This window comes from Alphaproteobacteria bacterium LSUCC0396 (assembly GCA_041228345.1).
Lineage (GTDB): Bacteria > Pseudomonadota > Alphaproteobacteria > Puniceispirillales > Puniceispirillaceae > UBA3439.
Genome location: CP166131.1, coordinates 1185322 through 1203502, shown reverse-complemented (window position 1 = coordinate 1203502; position 18181 = coordinate 1185322). Strand labels below are relative to the sequence as shown.

The following is an 18181-nucleotide window of genomic DNA, read 5'->3' as shown; positions in this document are numbered from 1 at the left end:
GCCTTTTTATCACACCTGATATTTTTTCAACGGCGCAAGATCTGGTTCAAAGCCCAAACCTGGCAAAGAGCCAAGGCTTGCGATACCCGGCGTTATGCTCAGCATGTCGCCAACCAACTCAGTGCGTAATGGATTTGGATTGATGTCGACTTCCAATATGCCGTCCCCGCCAACCGCGGCCAGCGCATGGGCTGAGGCAACAAGTCCGATGCCGCCGCCCAGATAATGCGGGCAGTAACGTTTGCCAGCGCTGATGATGTTTCGAGCAATCGGAACGGTTTTGCTAAGGCCGCCCCATTTTGCAAGGTCTGGCTGGATCACCGCCAAAACGTCTTGGTTAATGACGATGTTGAATTCTTTATCACCTTGAATATTTTCACCAGCGGCCAATGGCATTGACGCGGCCTTCTGTAAATGGCGCCACTCATCTTGGGGGCGATCGGCGGCAATTGGTTCTTCCAGCCATTTCAGGTCAAATTTGGCTAAGGCGTCCAGCATGGTAAGGGCTTGGTTCAGGTTCCATGCCTGATTGGCATCGACCATCAGATCGACTTTGTCACCAGCGAGATGGCTAAGCGTTGCAAGGTTTTCGCAATCCGTGCGTTCGCCAAAACCGATCTTGAGCTTCAGCCCACGATAGCCAAGATCAATCGCTTTGCTGGCGATATCGGCTGGGTTTGTCGGGTTAATGCCGCTGGCATAAACCGGAACTTTGCTGGTCTCACCGCCATATAATTTCCATAAGGGCATATCTTTTTGCTTGGCGTAAATATCGGATAGGGCAATTTCGATGCCGGCAATACATTGCGCCAAAGGGCCAAATTCACCGGTTTGCAGGCCAAGAACCCAGGTGGATTCGGTTAGAAAGTCAAAGGCGGCTTCGGCTGTCGCATGGTCTTTTGATAGAACAAGTGGGGCAAAGACACTTGTGACTAAATGGGCACGGTGCTCGGCCCCGACATTCGGAAAATTACACCAGATTTCGCCCCAACCTGTGATGCCTTCATCACTGGTCAATTTCACCAAAACCATCGGCCGATCCTGCATCAGGCCAAAGGAGGTTTGTACCGGTGTGGCCAGCGGAAAGCGATAGACCATCACCTCTAGCTTGGTAATTTTAATCATATCTTAAGCTCAATATTATATTGAATGGCATCTCCCCGATACCGGACATCGGCGAAATAGATCAATTCATCCCGCTGGTTGGTGATATATCTTTTGACCCGCGCAATCGGATCACCGGCGGACACTTTGAGAATTGTTGCAGTTGAGTGATCCGCCTTTTCCAGACGCAATGACTGCCAAGTGCGGGCAATGCCAAGATCACCAAGCGAGAACAGAACCGGTAGAACCAGATGATTGCGAAACCGGTCTTCATGATCGCGAAATAGTGGTTCGGCCAGAAAAAAAGTGATCAGGCAATAACGCCCACCATGACGAATATGTACCCGCTTGATAAAGAAATAAGACGGCAGGAGGTGAAAATCACTGGCCTTTAACGGGGGCATGGCCAGCCCCTCATCAATCGATTCAACGTCTGGACTATCTTCGGCATAAAGATCAAGAATTTCCGTAACGGTTGATTCAAGCTGCAATGGTTGTAACCGCAATGCCGATGATGTGATAACGGTGCCGCGTCCCTGTCGGGACTGCACTAGCCCATCTTTTTGCAACAAACCAAGAGCTTGACGAACGGTCACAGTAGCCACATCGAATTGATCTGCTAAAACGGGAATCGGCGGAAAGAAATCTCCATTGTTCCAAACGCCGTCCTGAATTTGCGAACGCAAGGTTTCATAGAGCTGATAATATAGAGGCAGTGGTCGGGCCGGGCTGATCCGTGTTGCTGACTGACCCGATATCTGTTTGTGCAGTTTTGTCATGCCATTTGTCCATTGGGTAAAAGCGCTTGCCAAATCACAGTGGCTTTGTTAAACATACTAACATACTAAAAATAGAATGTTTAGACAATTATGATAAATCTTGCTGGTCACACATTTACCCATGTCATTATTGGCGCAGGGTCTGCGGGGTGTCTTTTGGCGAACCGGTTATCATCCAGGCCTGACCATCAGGTTTTGCTCATCGAGGCGGGTAGCTGGGATCGGGATTTTTGGATTAAACTGCCCGTCGGCTATTTTAGGTCAATCAATAACCCATTGGTTGCCCGACATTTTGCGACCGACCCCAGCGGCGGTACGGCGGGACGGTCGATTATCTGGCCGCGGGGTCGGGTGATCGGTGGTTCGAGCAGTATCAACGGATTGATTTTCATTCGTGGGCAAAAAGAAAATTTTGATAGCTGGCGCGCTTTGGGTAATCAAGGTTGGTCTTATGATGATGTGCTTCCTTATTTTCGCAAGTTAGAAACATTTTCCGGAGTGCCGTCACAATATCATGGCCAATACGGTGATGTGCAGGTCTCACAATTACGCAACTATCATCCTCATTGTGCCGCGTGGATCGCCTCGGCTCGGCATCTTGGTCTGCCTGAAAATGACGATTTCAACGGGGCGTCGACCTATGGTGTTGGCGCATATCATCTTTCGATTGGCAAGCGCTGGCGTTCCAGCGCGGCGACGGCGTTTCTCAAACCAGCTTTATCACGGCCAAATCTAACGGTGCTAACCGAAACGATGGTTGAAAAGATTATCATCACCGATGGCGTGGCAACGGCGGTGCGGGTAAAAAATGCTCTGGGAAGCGCCGATATAAATGCCGCTGCCGAAGTTATTCTTTGTGCTGGTGCCATTCAATCGCCGCAGATTTTGCAATTATCCGGCATTGGCCCGGCCAAGCTGTTATCAAAATTAGATATACCCGTTCTGGTCGATCGCGCTGAAGTTGGTGGAAATTTGCAGGATCATTATCAGATGCGAACAATTGTGCGGATGAACGATCCGATCTCGCTGAATAATCAGGTGCGTAATCCTTTGTCACTTTTGAAAATGGGATTTGACTGGCTGGTCAAAGGCAGCGGGCCATTAACGGTTGGTGCCGGTCAGGTTGGCGGTGCAGCGCGAACCGAACATGCGCCAACTGCCGCCCCTGATATTCAGTTCAATGTGATGCCACTGTCGGTCGATAAGCCTGGCGAGCCTTTGCATCGCTATTCTGGCTTTACCGCGGCGGTGTGGCAATGCCATCCAGAATCGCGGGGGCGCATTGATATTGCCTCGCCAAATCCGGCGGCAGACCCAATAATACAGCCAAATTATCTATCTGCAGAGCTTGATCAAAAAACAATGGTTGCCGGTATTAAAATGCTGCGTAAGATATACAAACAACCCCAGTTTCGATCCTTGTGGCACCAGGAAATGGTGCCAGGGAGTCATGTTCAGACAGATGAAGAAATACTTGCTTCGATCAGAGCTGGTGGTGGCACAGTCTATCATTGTGTTGGCACTTGCCGCATGGGCGTCGATAAGGATGCGGTGGTAACACCACAGTTAAAAGTTCGTGGTGTTGAAAGATTGCGCGTAGTTGATGCGTCAATAATGCCATTAATTACCTCAGCAAATACCAATGCGCCCACTTACATGATTGCCGAAAAGGCTGCTGATATGATTCTGCAAGGATCGTGAAAAAAATCTCAAATTAACGTTACTATTTATAATTATGGGCGAAATGGAGACGAACCGATGTCATACCCAGAATTGAAAATGCTCATTGCTGGTGACTGGGTTTTTGGCAGTACGGGCAAAAGCGAGCCGGTAATTTGTCCGGCTGACGGCACCGAAATTGGTCAGGTACCGCATGCCAGCCCAGCCGATCTTGATCGTGCCCTCGAGAGCAGCCGCGATGGTTTCAACCATTGGCGGGCAATGACACCGCTTAGCCGGCAGGCCATTCTGGAAAAGGCAGCGCGTCTTCTCGAAGACCGGTTTGAGGCCAATAGCGCCAATCTAACCCGCGAAATGGGCAAGCCGCTTGCCGAGGCAAAAATTGAAATGCAAGTCGCGATTGATCTTTTGCGCTGGTATGGCGAAGAAGGTAAACGCATCTATGGGCGGATTATTCCATCACGCTTTCCGGGCATGCAGCATGAGGCGCGCAAAGTGCCGGTTGGGCCAGCCTTGGCATTTGTTGCCTGGAATTTTCCGGCAACAAATGTGATGCGCAAAGTTGCCGGTGCCTTGGCCGCGGGCTGTTCGATCACGATCAAACCAAGCGAAGAAACGCCAGCCACCGCGATTGCGATTGGGGCGGCTTTGGTCGATGCCGGCTTGCCGGCGGGTGTGTTGAATATTGTCTTTGGTGTGCCGTCAGATGTCTCCAAGTATCTTCTTGAATCGACAATCCCGCGCAAACTTAGCTTTACCGGCAGTGTGCCTGTTGGCATTCATCTTCAGCAGCTTGCTGCCAAGAATATGATTCGCTGTACAATGGAGCTTGGCGGCCACTCGCCGGTGATGGTGTTTAAAGATGCCGATATTGAGGCCGCGGCGCAGCTATGCGCAATGGGGAAATTCCGCAATGCCGGTCAGGTCTGTATTTCACCAACCCGCTTTTTTGTTGATGCGGCGGTGCATGATGAATTTCTGGCGGCGTTCAAAAAACATGTTGAAGCGGTCAATCCGGGCAATGGGCTTGATGCTGGCACCAGCATGGGCCCGCTTGTTTCTGAACGCCGGATCGACATTATGGACGGGTTTGTGAGCGATGCTGTGGAAAAGGGTGCCGAGCTATTGGTTGGTGGTGGCCGCATCCAAAGGCAGGGGTCATTCTATCAGCCAACGCTTCTTGGCAATGTTCCCAAAACTGCACGCATTATGACCGAAGAGCCGTTTGGTCCGATTGCGCCAATGACAAGTTTCCATAGTCTTGATGAGGTGATCGAGCGTGCCAACAGCCTGCCGTTCGGCCTTGCCGCTTATGCCTTTACCAACAACCCAAAGACAGTACGGATTTTAAAATTAGAAATTGAAACTGGCATGCTGGCGGTCAATTCGCTTCATGTTCATTCGGTTGAAACGCCCTTTGGCGGATTGAAATTTAGTGGCTATGGCTATGAAGGCGGCATTGAAGGTCTAGACGCATTTCTGGCAACCAAATATTCAAGCGAAATCTATAATTAGGGCGATACGCCATAGTGTTTTGGGATAACCAGTGCAGTAAGCAATGGCAATGCTCGTGTTGGGTGGTTTGTTAAGGCAGAGTGATAAGCGCGGCTGAAATGTTGCGACCTTTTTTGGGAAGTGAATTTGGTTAAAGCTTGATTTCATAGGCATACTTTAATGGTATGATTTTGAACACACCCTGGCCCCGCATCCTTTCAGATCCATGAACTAATTGTAGGGCCTTGAGTAAATCCCGCCCCTGCAATCAACAAGACCCTACAGACTTATAAAATCGAGGTGCAAGTAACGGTGGTTGCGCGCTTCCGCAACCAAAAATTATTATTTTTTTATATCATATATCTAGCCTTCTCGCAGTTGAGGCGGCTTTTTTGCATTCTAGATTATTGCCGCGCTAACTTCTGCTATTAATTAAAAGCACGTATCATGCGGCGATCTTAAAGGTTAGAATTAATAACTACCCTAAAGATCACCCTGCGGAATATGGCAATGGATGATATGCCCTGGCGCAACTTTCTGTGCAGGGGGTATGTTGGTCTCGCAGATGCTACCAAGCTTTCGTGGGCATCGCCGCTGGAATGGGCAACCCGTTTTCGGTGGTGATAATTCAACCACATCATCAGCAGTCAGGCGTGGCGCAACGTCGGGATCAGGTTCCAATACAGCACCAATAAGGGCATCGGTATAGGGGTGGAAAGGCGCCGAATAAACCGCGGCGACTGGGCCAATTTCACAAATGCGACCTTGATATAAAACGACCACCCGATCTGAAATAGCTTTCACCACGGCAAGATCATGTGACACGAAAATATAGGTTGTTCCATCTTGCCGTTTTAACGCATCAAGAAGATCAAGCACTGCTGCCTGAACTGAAACATCAAGTGCTGATGTCACTTCATCACAAAGAATGATTTCTGGTTCTGCAGCAAAAGCGCGGGCGATTGCAACACGTTGCTTTTCTCCGCCCGAAAGCTGACTTGGAAGGCGTTCAAGGTAATGTTCCCCTAGTCGAACCTGTTCGAGGATGGCGATGCTACGATCGCGAAGAGGCGTGCCGGAAAGCCCATAATAAAGACGAAGTGGCTGCGCCAGAATCTGGGCAACTGTATGACGTGGATTAAGGCTATCATCAGGATTTTGGAAGATGATTTGCACTTGACGGAGATAGGCTGCAGGCCGTTTTTCGACCATCGTGTCCAATGGTTCGGTCTGATTCAAAATGATGTTCCCTGATTGAGCTGGCACCATTCCGGCAATGGTTTTTAAGATGGTTGATTTGCCACTACCGCTCTCTCCAACCAGCCCCAATGTTTCTCCCTTTTTTATGTCAATCGTGATCCTTTCAACGGTGCTTGGCGGGATATCTTGCGATCGGAACAGCTTTGACAAAAGTCCGGGCTGGCTGTAACTTACCGACAGATTGGAAAGTGAAAGAGCGCTATTCTTGCACGCGGCAATGGGATTTGACTTTGCCGATTTTTGAGGCTTTCGATTGAGCTGGCCGATCTGATAATGATGAAAACAGCGAACGGTTTCACCACTTTCAAGATGATCCAGTGGTGGCGGTGACGACCGGCAGGTTTGATCAGCCAACTTGCAACGATCGGCAAAAGCGCAACCCGTAATGGTTTCGCTTGGCATTGGTGGCCGTCCGTCCAGTGCCTGCGGCAGGCTGGCTTCATTTAGCCGTGGTATAGATGCCAGCAGACCATGTGCATAAGGGTGACGTGGTGACAAAAGTACCTGATTTGCACTACCTGTCAAAACGGTTTCACCAGCATACAACACCATGACTTTGTTACATACGCGTGCAATTGCGCCAAGATCATGGCTGACATACAGCATCGCCAGATTTCTGTCCTTTGCCAAATCACGAAGCAACTCCATGATATGGGCTTGCGTGGTGACATCAAGGCCAGTGGTCGGCTCGTCAAGAAGCAACGCTTCGGGGTTGCTGGCAAGTGCCATTGCAATAGCCACCCGTTGTTGTTGGCCCCCGGATAATTCATGCGGATAGCGATCGGTAAGCCCAACTGGATCCGGAAGGCGAACCTGACTCAAAAGATCAATCACGCCAGCGTGAAAGTCGGTTGCGGGAATATTACTATGCAGGCGCAAGGCCTCAGTGATTTGCTGACCAATGCGCAAATTCGGTGTTAAGGACTGGCCTGAGTTTTGCGGAATTAGTGCAAGTCGCCCGCCACGAAGGCGTTGCAGAGCATTGCGCTTGATATTCAGCATGTCGATCCCGTCAAAATGAATTTGTCCGGAAATCACGTGAAGCCCGCGTTTGAAATACCCCATTGCGGCGAGCGCCAAGGTGCTTTTCCCAGAACCGCTTTCCCCAACAAGCCCAATGCTATCACCTCTGGTAATGCTAAGATTGACATCACGCAGCACCAGAATAGATTTGCCACTTCGGCTCGAATACCCAACTGAGAGATTCTTTATTTCAATGAAGGCTGGCTGTGGCATTTTACATTGGTGCCTTTTGTGCGCGGTCAATTCCAAGCGCTTTAGCCAGCGCATCTGCAGACAAATTAATACCAATGATTAGGGTTGACAGGCCAATGACTGGCGCAATGACGCCCCATGGGGCGAAAGACATAAAGCCGCGCGCATCTGATATCATCAACCCCCAGTCAGGCGTTGGCGGTGAAACGCCGAATCCAAGAAAGGAAAGCGATGAAAAAGCCAATAACATCCATGACCAGCGCATGGCGCCTTCAACCATCAATGTGTCAAGGACATTGGGCAAAAGTTCACGCCAGATTATGCTAATCCTGCTGTGGCCACGGGCCTTGGCTGCCCAAACAAAATCACGGGCAATGATGTCATGAGTCGCGGCGCGGGCAACGCGTATCACTGGTATACCGTAAAAAAACGTCAAGGTTGGGATTAGCACGCCAATGCCGGTGCCAAAGGTTACAATCAAGACCAGCATTTTGAGAATCCATGGCAACGATAAGAATGCATCGACAACACGCATTAGTACTTCGTCGACACGGCCGCCAACCAAACCGAATAATATGCCGATAAATCCTCCCCACATCACAGCAAGCGGTGTTGCAATCCCCGTAACAAGCAAGGCCTCGCGGCCACCCATTAGAGTGCGTGAAAGGATATCACGCCCCAAATGATCAGCTCCAAGCCAATGTTCAGTAGATGGAGGGCTCAGCATGAGTGCAGAGTTCTGCAATTTGTAGTCATATGGTGCTATTGAGGGGCTTAGCAGTGCCAACAGGATATGAAGAAATACTAATGTCAGGCCAATGCGCCCTGAAGGCCTTGCCAAAATATCCTTCATGACCGGAACGAATCGACCTTTTTCTTGCTGGTAGCTGGCAGAGGATAGGGTCATTGTTTCCTCATATACATCGTGCGGAGTTTTGGATTGGCAATCATTGTCAACAGGTCTGCTGCAAGATTGACGCATACATAGATACTAGCAACAATCAGCGCGATGGATTGCACCACCGGAAGGTTCCGGTCAGAAATTGAGTCAATCATCAGCCGTCCAAGGCCTGGGTAGTTGAACACAACTTCAATCACGACGACACCACCTAGCAGCCAAGCGATGGTCAATGCCACTACATTAATCGCCGGCAATAATGCGTTTGGAAGGGCGTGCCGAAATACCATTTGCCAATATGGGACGCCTTTCAAAGTTGCCATTTGAATATAGTCGCTGGCCATTACATCGATAACCGATGAGCGAACCATGCGCATTATATGAGCGCACATCACAAAGGATAAAACGATCACAGGAAGCAATATCTCAGGAAAGAATTCGCTTGCTGGTGCTGCGGCTGAGGTCAGGACAATGCCAGGTAGCCAGCCAAGCCAGATGCTAAGCACAAGAATGAGCAGGGTTGCCGAAACAAATTCAGGGATTGTCATGGCAAAAATAGCCAGCGTTGACGCGATGATATCTGGCAGACGGTCACGCCACAGCCCACTGATAACACCCAGCAGCAGAGCGAGCGGAATACCTAAACTCATGGCGCAGAACGCCAGAAGTAAAGAGTTTTTCAGCCGGTCCCCAACAATTGTGCTTATTTTAGTTTTGCCATCGGCAGCTAGGCCAAGATCGCCGCTAACAGCGCCTTGCGTCCATTCAGCAAAGCGGTCAATGGCTGGCCGGTTTAGATCAAGATCCTTGCGGCATTGGGCTAGAAGCTCGTCGTCAGCCTGATATTCACCTAGAAATTGCGTACAGGCGTCTCCTGGCAGCATCTCTACGCCAGAAAAAATGATTAAGGACACAATGCACACTGTCACGCCGCCAAGTAATACTCTTCTTATCAGCATGAAAAGCACAATCTACTCCTTGCTCATTCAGTTATGTGGTCGGCATAGATAAAAGCCAGCCTCGCAGCTTATGCTTTATGATTTGGCTGGCTTGTATCTAGGTTAGATGAATAGGCCTACTTATTTGACCGTTACCTTATGCCAGCGGATTGAATGATTTTCCACTGCGTCAATACCGTTAACATTGGCAGCCATCACATAGAGTTTTGAAACGTGATAGGGGATTAATGTACCAGCAGTTGAGTAAAGGTGCTTTTGTGCCTGTACATAAAGCGCCTTGCGTTTGTCAAAGTTTAACTCGCGCCGCGCTTCAGCCAAAAGGGCATCAAAATCAGCATCCCTATAATAGGACTCGTTCCATTTCGCTGTTGAAAGGTAGATTTCATGTAATGCCGAGTCAGCGGGGCGCTCATTCCAACGCGTTGCAGAAACCGTCTTTTGCATCCATGTGTCTTTCCAATACCCATCTGATGGCACCTGTTTAATGTTTACCCGTATGCCCGCTTTTGCAGCTTGTTGTTGGTAGGCTTCGGCTAGGATTGGCCATGTTGGTTCCAATGTTGCCACATAGACATCCACGTCAATACCATTTTCAAAGCCTGCTTCGCTGAGAAGTTTTTTGGCACCGGCAATGTCCTGCGGACATTTAATATCAGCGCGATATTGATCATCAGGTTTCACAGGCGTATCGCACGCAACGGTGGCCGCTCCGCCCATGATAAGTTTGACCAGTTCACCACGGTCAGCTGCCATGCGGACTGCTTGGCGAACCCGCACATCGGTAAAAGGCGCAACATCAGTGCGGAAAACCAGACCGCGCCAGTTGCCAGTTGGCACTTCCATCATTTTGAATTTGCTGTTGTTGGCGAACATGGGCTTTTGCTGGTTGGTCACCTTGTCCTCAAAGTGGATCTGACCGCCAAGCAAAGCTTGCAAGCGCGCTTGACCGTCACCAATCCCGATGATTTCCATTTTCGAAACGCCTGGGGCACCTTCCCAATAATCCATATTGGCTTCGAGTTTTGTAGTGCCAGCAGCATCAAATTTCACCAGCTTGAATGGACCAGTGCCAATGCCTGATGATGCGATGCTGTTGCCCGATCCCTCGGGGATGATTCGCAGGCGATAATCCATCAGCTGAAGTGGTAGGTCGGCAAATGGTGTTGACAGCTTAAAGGTAACGGTTGATTTGTCCGGCGCTTCCATTTTTTCGATCATCTTGATGGCGGATCGTGCTGGCGATTTATTTTCTGGGTTCAGTACACGGTTAAATGTGTAGATTACGTCGCCAGAGTCGAACGCGCTGCCATCGTGGAATTTAACGCCGTCACGCAATTTTAATGTCCATTCGGTGGCTTGAGAATTTGCTGACCATGAAACCGCAAGGTCTGGGCTTGGTGATCCCTTCATGTCTGGCCGAATGAGGCGACTCATTAGCTTTTCTGTAATCTGCATGACACGGCCGCGTGAAGCCGGATCGAGGCTGGATTTGTCACCAAATCCGTATTCATGGGCCTGTTTGAAAGTGCCACTTGGCGCGGCAGTCGCTCCGGCGCTAGCGAAAACGATCAGTGTTGCTGCAATAAGGTATTTTTTCACTGTTAATTCCTCCTCGTTATGCAGTCCCCTCATAACCCACATGAATCGGTGACTTGCATTTGACTATGCAGAAAATCGGTCGACCGACAGACTCTCACTTTACTCAATTAATGACCCCCAACTATGGGATTACCAAGAATTGATAACAAATATAATTTGGGAATAAATACATTTGTAAAGCGTATAGGTTTTATTTTTTTATTTGGATTGCCTATTGAGGCAACACTGCTCAGACTAATGTTGCACTGGACAGCGTTATGTTTTCCCCTTTAGGCGCCAAACAACAACGTTATCCAAGCATGTCCAAAAGTTTAAGTGACACTATTTGCAAGTCAACAGGCACGTTTTGTAAGCCAGTAGGTGGCAACCCAGCCGTTGCAGGCCTCCACTTAAATATTTGACGAGGCCGCCATTGCTGATTTGCATACGCGCTGCTCCGCGTCGCTATTATAGTTCGTGTTGATATTGATATGATAGACATAGGCCACACCCTCTTCATCTGGGAAAATTCAATGGCTGCAACATCTTGCCCCCCGCACGCCATACCTTTGTTAAATAGCGGTACTCAAAAGAGTGGCCCACGGGATGGCTGTTGTTCGCTGTTGTGATGATGATGAAGCCGTCCATAGATTTTATGAACGGCTAACGCTTCATGGTTATACTCTATCTGGCGAACCAACTGTTTAGGGAGACTGATCAGTTCTTTATCTGGTTACTAAAGACGGGAGCCAAGTGGAGGCTTCGGGAACCATAATCATCAAAATACCATAAAGAATGCCAACGCCAACAAAAAGTGGTACCTCGCGGAAGGCCTTCGCCGGGTTTTCTTGAATGACACTGGCGCTTGTGTAAATGCCGACACAGACTGGTGGGGTGATCATCCCGATCCCGGCAAAGGCAACGAACACCACATATAGATGCAGTAGGCTCTGGTTAAAGGACAGGGTGATTGCAGCAAAGATCGGCACAGTGAGATAGAAAACCGGAACAATTTCGACAAAGGTTCCGAGCAAAAGGCAAATGATCGCCAGTGCCACCCAGAACAGGGCAAACGTCACGCCTATATCAGTAAAATAACTGACGATCTGTTGTGGGATCTGGCTATAGGTCAGGATTACGCTAAGGAAGGTAGCGGTCGCTATGATAGCAAAAATGATCGCTGTGATTGTCGCCGTTTCTTTGAGCGCTAGGCACAGCGATGCGACGGTTAGCTCTCGGTATATCACAAACCCCATTACGATCGCCCAAACGCCAGCAACTGCTGCTGACTCAGACGGGGTGAGTAGGCCAGCATAAATGCCGCCAAGAATGATGATCGGGGTAAATAATCCGGGCAGCGCGCCAAGAAAGCTACGCCAGCGTTCTGCCGCTGAAGCTGGCTCTGGGTTGCGGATGTTGCGGCATTTGATTAGGACAACAATGACCATGAAGGCGAGAAGGATCAGCCCTGGGATTACTCCAGCAGCAAAGGTTTGTGAGACCGGAACATTGGTGAGGGCGCTGAACAATATCGCGGCATTTGAGGGTGGAATCAAAGCTTCGAGGAGCGCGGCTGAGGCTGCCAGAACAATGACAAAGGGTCTGGGATACCCCTGTTCGAGCATCTTTGGCATCATGATCGTGCCGACAGCTGTGATGGCGGCCAGAATGGAGCCACAGAAAGCGGCAAAAAACCCCATAGCGATAACCATGGCAATACCAAGACCGCCCGGCCAATGACCGACAAGTGCTGTCGCAAAATCAACTAGGCGTTTAGCAGCGCCGCCGCGGAGCATCACCATTCCGGCGAAAATAAACAAAGGTACGGCAACTAGAATGTGCTTTGTCATCGCGCCAAAGGAGACCTGAATCAAGGTTGACCAGGGCAGACCAAGACCGAGAATGGCGGCGGCCGAGCTGCCGATACCGAATACCAAAAAGATCGGTACCGACATAAGCAACAGTAGGATTGAAGAGAAGATTGCAAGCGCGTACATGGGTTAAATCTTCTCAGGGCTGTTCGTCGGGTTAGTCTGGGCCGGATCATTGGGTGTTGAAGCACCCAGCGCAACGAGTTCAGCCAGAACTAGCTCTAGTGCGAATAAGATCATTAACCCAAAGCCGCAAGGAAAGGCCAGATACACCCACCAGACCGGGATTTCGATTTCCAGCTCCATGACCTGTCCCAGCCTGAAATATAGGCTTGTGGCCTCAATCCCAGCGACAAAAAAGACGATGGATGACAGCAGGGCAATCACCGCGATAATCAGTCTGAGGACCGATAACTGCCTTGGGGCTAGAAGATTATTCAGGATATCCACCTTTATATGGGCTCCGGATTTCAACAACGGCCCCAGAAGCGGGAAGACAAGCCAGCTAGTGAGAATTGGTGGCAGTTCGATGAACCAATCATAGCCAGTGCCGGAGACGTATCTTATGAGCGCGCTCAAGAACAGCGCAAGCACCATGTTGGCGACAATAAAAATCGCCAGCAGATAAATCGCTTTCTCAAGCCATTCATTCAACTTGGACAAAGATGCAAGCGCAGCGCTCAACACAGCGCCTGCCTCGTTGCTTTGAGTGCGGGATGAAAGCTAGTTAGCAACATATTGCTGGGCCTTGACCAGCGTATCCTCATCGAACATGTCTGCCATTGCCGGCATCACTTCATCCTGCATCAATTTATTGAATTTTGCTTTCTCGGCGCCGCTGAGTTCGGTAACAACGCCGCCACGTTCGATAAATTTCTTCAAGGTATCTTCACCCGCGCCCAGAATACTATCAGTTGCAATCTGGCCAACTTCAGCGCCAACAGTCAAAACCAACTCCCGCAAATCATCAGGCAGGCTGCTCATCCAATCGCGGTTGGCCATAATGTAAGCATCGGCAAAATACTGATAGGGCTTTTGCCCATAGGCCAGAAATTCCCACCAGCTATAGGCTTCAATTGATCCTGGAGGGCTATTGATAGTGTCGATCATACCGGTCTGAAGCGCAGTGTAGACCTCACCAGTTGGCAGTGAAACAGCGTTGGCACCAAGCGCCTTCCACATCGGAAGCTCACTTTTCAAAAGGCGGCGCGCTTTCAGCCCATTCATCACGTCAATGCTGGTCAATTCACGGGCACTGCTGAAAGTCATCACCGGACCAACAGGGTTATACATGACTAGCTGCGAATTGCTTTTTTTGGTGATATCCCCCCAGATTTCCTGGCCCTTGTCTGAATTCAGGAAAAATCCACGCTGCTGTTCATAGGAGGCAAACAGACCGGGGTAGGAGGCAACATTGAAATTCTTGTTAATCGGAGGAAAGCTGACAACGCCGACAACGCCGCCAAGTTCAACAGCGCCAGAGGTGATGGCGCCAAGAACCTCTCTGATGCCGAAAAGCTGTTTGGACGGGTAATATTCGATCTTTAGCCGCCCACCGGACCTTTTTGTCACCTCATCGGCAAACATCTGTGAATGGATCGAGCTTTGATGGGTTGGGCTCCAATGTCCAGACATGCGCGCGACAATCTGGTCAGCAAAGACCTGAAATGAAGTGAGCGATATTGTCAGTGCAACGCCCAATACTACCGGTTTGGTGACGCTACGCAAGGTCGCCGAAAGAAGTCTTCTCATTTGTTCCCCCTCTTGATGCAGTGCCTTTATAATCGATATGAATCAGTGGTTTACATTTTACTATGTAGTAAATCAGTGAACCGACAGACTCTTGTTTTACCCAATTGTTACAATTTAACTATGGGATTATCGAAAATTGATAACAAATATAATTTGCAAATGAACACATGTGCATATCGTATAGGTTTTATTTTTTAATTCGAATTGCCTATTGAGACAAAACTGCTCAGACTAATTGTGCTTGCAAGGTGAGACCGTAACTAAAACGAAAGGCGCGACACGACACTAAAGCTACTGGATGACAAGGATCACAACCAGATTATAGGGAATAATATGCGTGAGCTAGTTCAGATATTTGCTGTTGGCGGTGGAGGCTTTACCCATTCGCAAGAAGGGGGTGGCCGTGATTCGCTGCTTGAGGATCGTCTGCTAGCATTGGTTGGGCCTGCTACCAAATTGAAAATTGGTTATATCGGGCACGCCAATAATGATCAGGCGGATCGCCTAACCGCTTTTTATGCGCGATTTGCAAGCTGTGCGCGAACAACGCATTTGCCGGTAACGGCAGATGCGACGATGGCGCAGGATTTTTTACAAGATTTGGATATTCTTTATGTTGGTGGGGGAACAACAACAGCAATGCTGTCACATTGGCACAAATCAGGCATTGCTGATTTATTGGTGGCAGCGATAAGCCGGGGGCTTGTAGCATCCGGGGTTAGCGCCGGGGCGATTTGCTGGTTTTCCGATTTACTATTGAAAACCGAGGATGATTGTTTTGAGCCCCAGTTTGAACAGCGTGAGGGGCTTGGGCTTATTGCAGGAAGCGCCTGCCCGCATTTCAGCAGTGAGCCAGCCCGAAAACAGGCCTTTGAAGCGGCTATTGCCAGTCGCCAATTACAATCAGGGATCGCCATTGATGATGGTGTTGGCGTGCATATTATCAATGGTGTGGTTGCCGAGATTGTCCGCGCCCGTAGCAGCGGGTCAGCTTATCTAATAGCACCAGATGGTGACATGAATGCCCATCAGCCGCTCAAGCGCGGTCAACGGCTTGGAGTGGGATCAAAAGGAGACACAAGCTTATGAGGCGGGGTGAAGGGTCGGATCGATCAAGAATGGGGCGCGGTAGGCGTGAACAAAACACTCGGAATATCTCTGCTGAAGGTCTTGACGGAAAGCGCATTGTTGGCTTTGGGCGGGGCTATGGTCCGTTACAAGAAATTGATTTGACTGCGATCCATGACGCTGCCCTGACAGTGCTCGCAAATACCGGTCTTTGTGACCCGTCGTCAACTGCTGTCGACCTTGTATTGGCCGCTGGCGGTTCACTTGACTCGCGTGGCCGGTTATTATTTCCAGAAGAGTTGGTGATGTCTGCGCTTGCCGGTTTGCGGCGAGATATCACGCTGTATGGTCGCGCTGGTGATAATGACATGGCTTTATCCCCAGGGGTGGTTCATGTTGGCACTGGCGGCGCCTCCCCCATGATCTTTGATGCGGCGCTGAACAGATATCGTGAATCTAATCTTGTGGACCTTTATAACGCAGCACGGCTTGTCGACAAGCTTGATCATGTCCATTTCTTAAGCCGGCCGGTTGTTGCGCGCGATATGCCGGATGCGCGTCATCTTGATGTAAATACTGCGTTTGCCTGTCTTGCTGGCACGGCAAAGCATGTTTTTACCAGCGCATCATCACCCGCGACAGTCAAGGATATCGCAAACATTTGTTATCAGATTGCCGGATCCGAGGCAGCATTTCGCACTAAGCCCTTTCTGTCGCTGAATGTTAACCATGTTGTACCCCCGTTGAGGTTTGATTCGATGGCGCTTGACGTGATGGTTGAAGCAGTGCGCTCCGGCATTCCGGTGATGGTCAATTGCTTTGGCCAGCTTGGCGCTTCTAGTCCGGTTACAATTGCTGGTTGTGTAACACAAACGGTTGCTGAAACTCTTGCGGGTATGGTGATTGCCTGGTTAATTGATCCGGATGCGCTTGCGGTTTTTGGCCCGCGCCCGATGATTACTGACCTACGGACTGGCGGTATGGCGGGGGGCAGCGGTGAGCAGGCATTGTTGACCGCTGCCGTAATTCAGATGGCGCGCTATTACCGGCTTCCATCATCAACGATCGCAGGTGCTACTGACAGTAAAATTCCTGATGCGCAAAGCAGCTATGAAAAATGTTTGAATGTCTTGCAGACTGTTCAAGCAGGGGCCAACATAATCACGCAAGCTTGTGGTGCGCAGGCTGGTCTGATGGGTTTATCGCTTGCTGCACTGGTTATCGACGATGATATGCTGGGAAGCATTCTACGTGCTAGCGGCACTGTTACCGTATCGTCCGAAACGATTGGTTTGGAGTCAATTGATCGGGTAGCGCTTGGCGTTGGTCATTTTCTTGGTGAACCGGACACCTATGCACGGATGCACTCGGATTTTCTTTATCCTAAAACTGCTGACCGCCTCGCCATAGAGGGATGGGAGAGGGCTGGCAGTTCTGATATTCGCGATCGTGCAGAGCAGCGCGTTACCGCTATTCTTAGCTGTCATCACCCAAATTATATTGACGCAGAAAGTGAGATGTTGTTGCGCGAGTCACTTCCAATTTTGATGCCGCAAAATTATCAGGGTTAAGGCACAGATGCGATAATCGGATCTGTTTTAAAAGCCGTGATGATAGTGTCAGCTAATTGTCTGGTTTCTTGCGTCATCATATCTATACCGCGGGTTATGATGGCAATGTGGTATTTCATGTTCTGTACAATTGGCCGGATCACAACACCGCCTGACGCAACGGACATGCGCGCCGAAAACGGATCAACAATAGCGGGAACACCAGCCTCTCGAACCAGCGCAGCACCAGCCAGAACATTGGCGACACTATAGCGGGCATTACTTTGGAATTTTTCGGCAAGGCTGGCGTCCATGCCTTGCATTTCAAGTGGGTAGACACTGCCAAATGTTACGAATTCTACATGTCCGGCAACGTCCCTTAAGTCAATTGGGCCGTCTGAATTTGCCAGAACATGATCCTCAGGGATTAGGGTGACATAATTCACCATAGTCTGGTAAAGGATATCCACACCGACGTAAGGCGGCGAGCGAGAGACTATGCCAAGGTCAAATTGTTGCAACCTGATAGCGTCGACAATGGCTGGTGTATTATGCGTGTATATGATCGAGTGGGTTGCATCATCCTGCCGGCGCATCTGTCCAAGGACCTTTGGTAAAAGCGATGTGGAAAATGTTGGAATGACACCGATTGAAATCCTGCCAACCGCCTTTTTACGAATTGAGGCTGCCAGATCATCAAGCCGCTCAATATTGAGGAAAGTGCTCTCAACCGCCAAATGAAAGCGCCGCGCTTCGACAGTCGCGATAATGCCGCGCCCCTGCCGAACAAAGAGGGTAAAACCAAGATTTAACTCAAGGTCACGAATGAGCCGCGTTACACTTGGTTGCGATACCAGCATTTGCTTTGCTGCACCAGTAATCGAACCAGTTTGCATTACAGCGTTAAAGGCCTTGAGTTGACGAAAATTCATGTTATCCCCCTCTGTTTAATCATACCTTTTTTCTATCAATT

Annotated in this window: 14 protein-coding genes; 4 read left to right on the top strand and 10 right to left on the bottom strand. The window is 49.6% G+C overall.

Annotated elements, in window-relative coordinates; all coding sequences use genetic code 11:
* Positions 1 to 9 precede the first annotated feature (9 nt).
* Complete coding sequence (locus AB8881_05845; protein XDZ64402.1) at positions 10 to 1125, bottom strand: mandelate racemase/muconate lactonizing enzyme family protein; 1116 nt, start codon at positions 1123 to 1125, stop codon at positions 10 to 12.
* Positions 1122 to 1883 (bottom strand): GntR family transcriptional regulator, encoded by a 762-nt coding sequence (locus tag AB8881_05840; protein ID XDZ64401.1) that lies wholly within the window; start codon positions 1881 to 1883, stop codon positions 1122 to 1124. The genes AB8881_05845 and AB8881_05840 overlap by 4 nt, the downstream gene beginning before the upstream one ends.
* Before the next feature lie 90 nt (positions 1884 to 1973).
* On the opposite strand from AB8881_05840, the gene AB8881_05835 reads away from it, so the two are divergent.
* Positions 1974 to 3584, top strand: coding sequence for a GMC family oxidoreductase (locus AB8881_05835; GenBank protein XDZ64400.1), 1611 nt, complete (start codon positions 1974 to 1976; stop codon positions 3582 to 3584).
* A gap of 57 nt (positions 3585 to 3641) precedes the next feature.
* Complete coding sequence (locus AB8881_05830; protein XDZ64399.1) at positions 3642 to 5078, top strand: NAD-dependent succinate-semialdehyde dehydrogenase; 1437 nt, start codon at positions 3642 to 3644, stop codon at positions 5076 to 5078.
* Between the two features lie 462 nt (positions 5079 to 5540).
* Here the strand turns inward: AB8881_05830 and AB8881_05825 are convergent, their stop codons facing one another.
* The 7 genes from AB8881_05825 to AB8881_05795 all read right to left on the bottom strand — a co-directional run bounded on the left by AB8881_05825 (position 5541) and on the right by AB8881_05795 (position 14590).
* Positions 5541 to 7553, bottom strand: a complete 2013-nt coding sequence (locus tag AB8881_05825; GenBank protein ID XDZ64398.1) for an ABC transporter ATP-binding protein — start codon at positions 7551 to 7553, stop codon at positions 5541 to 5543.
* Between the two features lies 1 nt (position 7554).
* Positions 7555 to 8439, bottom strand: coding sequence for an ABC transporter permease (locus AB8881_05820; GenBank protein ID XDZ64397.1), 885 nt, complete (start codon positions 8437 to 8439; stop codon positions 7555 to 7557).
* A complete protein-coding gene (locus AB8881_05815; protein XDZ64396.1) occupies positions 8436 to 9314 on the bottom strand; it encodes an ABC transporter permease in 879 nt (292 codons plus the stop codon). The genes AB8881_05820 and AB8881_05815 overlap by 4 nt, the downstream gene beginning before the upstream one ends.
* Before the next feature lie 195 nt (positions 9315 to 9509).
* Positions 9510 to 10988 carry an ABC transporter substrate-binding protein gene (locus tag AB8881_05810; protein XDZ64395.1) on the bottom strand — a complete coding sequence of 493 codons (1479 nt, stop codon included), beginning with the start codon at positions 10986 to 10988 and terminating at the stop codon, positions 9510 to 9512.
* 704 nt (positions 10989 to 11692) lie between these two features.
* Positions 11693 to 12964 (bottom strand): TRAP transporter large permease, encoded by a 1272-nt coding sequence (locus AB8881_05805; protein XDZ64394.1) that lies wholly within the window; start codon positions 12962 to 12964, stop codon positions 11693 to 11695.
* 3 nt (positions 12965 to 12967) lie between these two features.
* Complete coding sequence (locus AB8881_05800) at positions 12968 to 13492, bottom strand: TRAP transporter small permease (GenBank protein XDZ64393.1); 525 nt, start codon at positions 13490 to 13492, stop codon at positions 12968 to 12970.
* 69 nt (positions 13493 to 13561) lie between these two features.
* Positions 13562 to 14590 carry a TRAP transporter substrate-binding protein gene (locus AB8881_05795; protein XDZ64392.1) on the bottom strand — a complete coding sequence of 343 codons (1029 nt, stop codon included), beginning with the start codon at positions 14588 to 14590 and terminating at the stop codon, positions 13562 to 13564.
* A 333-nt stretch (positions 14591 to 14923) separates the two neighbouring features.
* Here AB8881_05795 and AB8881_05790 point away from each other — a divergent pair, with 333 nt between their 5' ends.
* Together AB8881_05790 and AB8881_05785 are read left to right on the top strand one after the other, a co-directional pair.
* On the top strand, positions 14924 to 15679 hold the full coding sequence (locus AB8881_05790) for a Type 1 glutamine amidotransferase-like domain-containing protein (GenBank protein XDZ64391.1): 756 nt from the start codon (positions 14924 to 14926) through the stop codon (positions 15677 to 15679).
* 29 nt (positions 15680 to 15708) lie between these two features.
* The gene (locus AB8881_05785; GenBank protein ID XDZ64390.1) at positions 15709 to 17229 is read left to right on the top strand and encodes a trimethylamine methyltransferase family protein; all 1521 of its coding nucleotides are present in this window, start codon (positions 15709 to 15711) and stop codon (positions 17227 to 17229) included.
* On the opposite strand, the gene AB8881_05780 is transcribed toward AB8881_05785, so the two are convergent.
* Positions 17226 to 18140 carry a LysR family transcriptional regulator gene (locus AB8881_05780; protein XDZ64389.1) on the bottom strand — a complete coding sequence of 305 codons (915 nt, stop codon included), beginning with the start codon at positions 18138 to 18140 and terminating at the stop codon, positions 17226 to 17228. The genes AB8881_05785 and AB8881_05780 overlap by 4 nt on opposite strands.
* Positions 18141 to 18181: the final 41 nt, after the last annotated feature.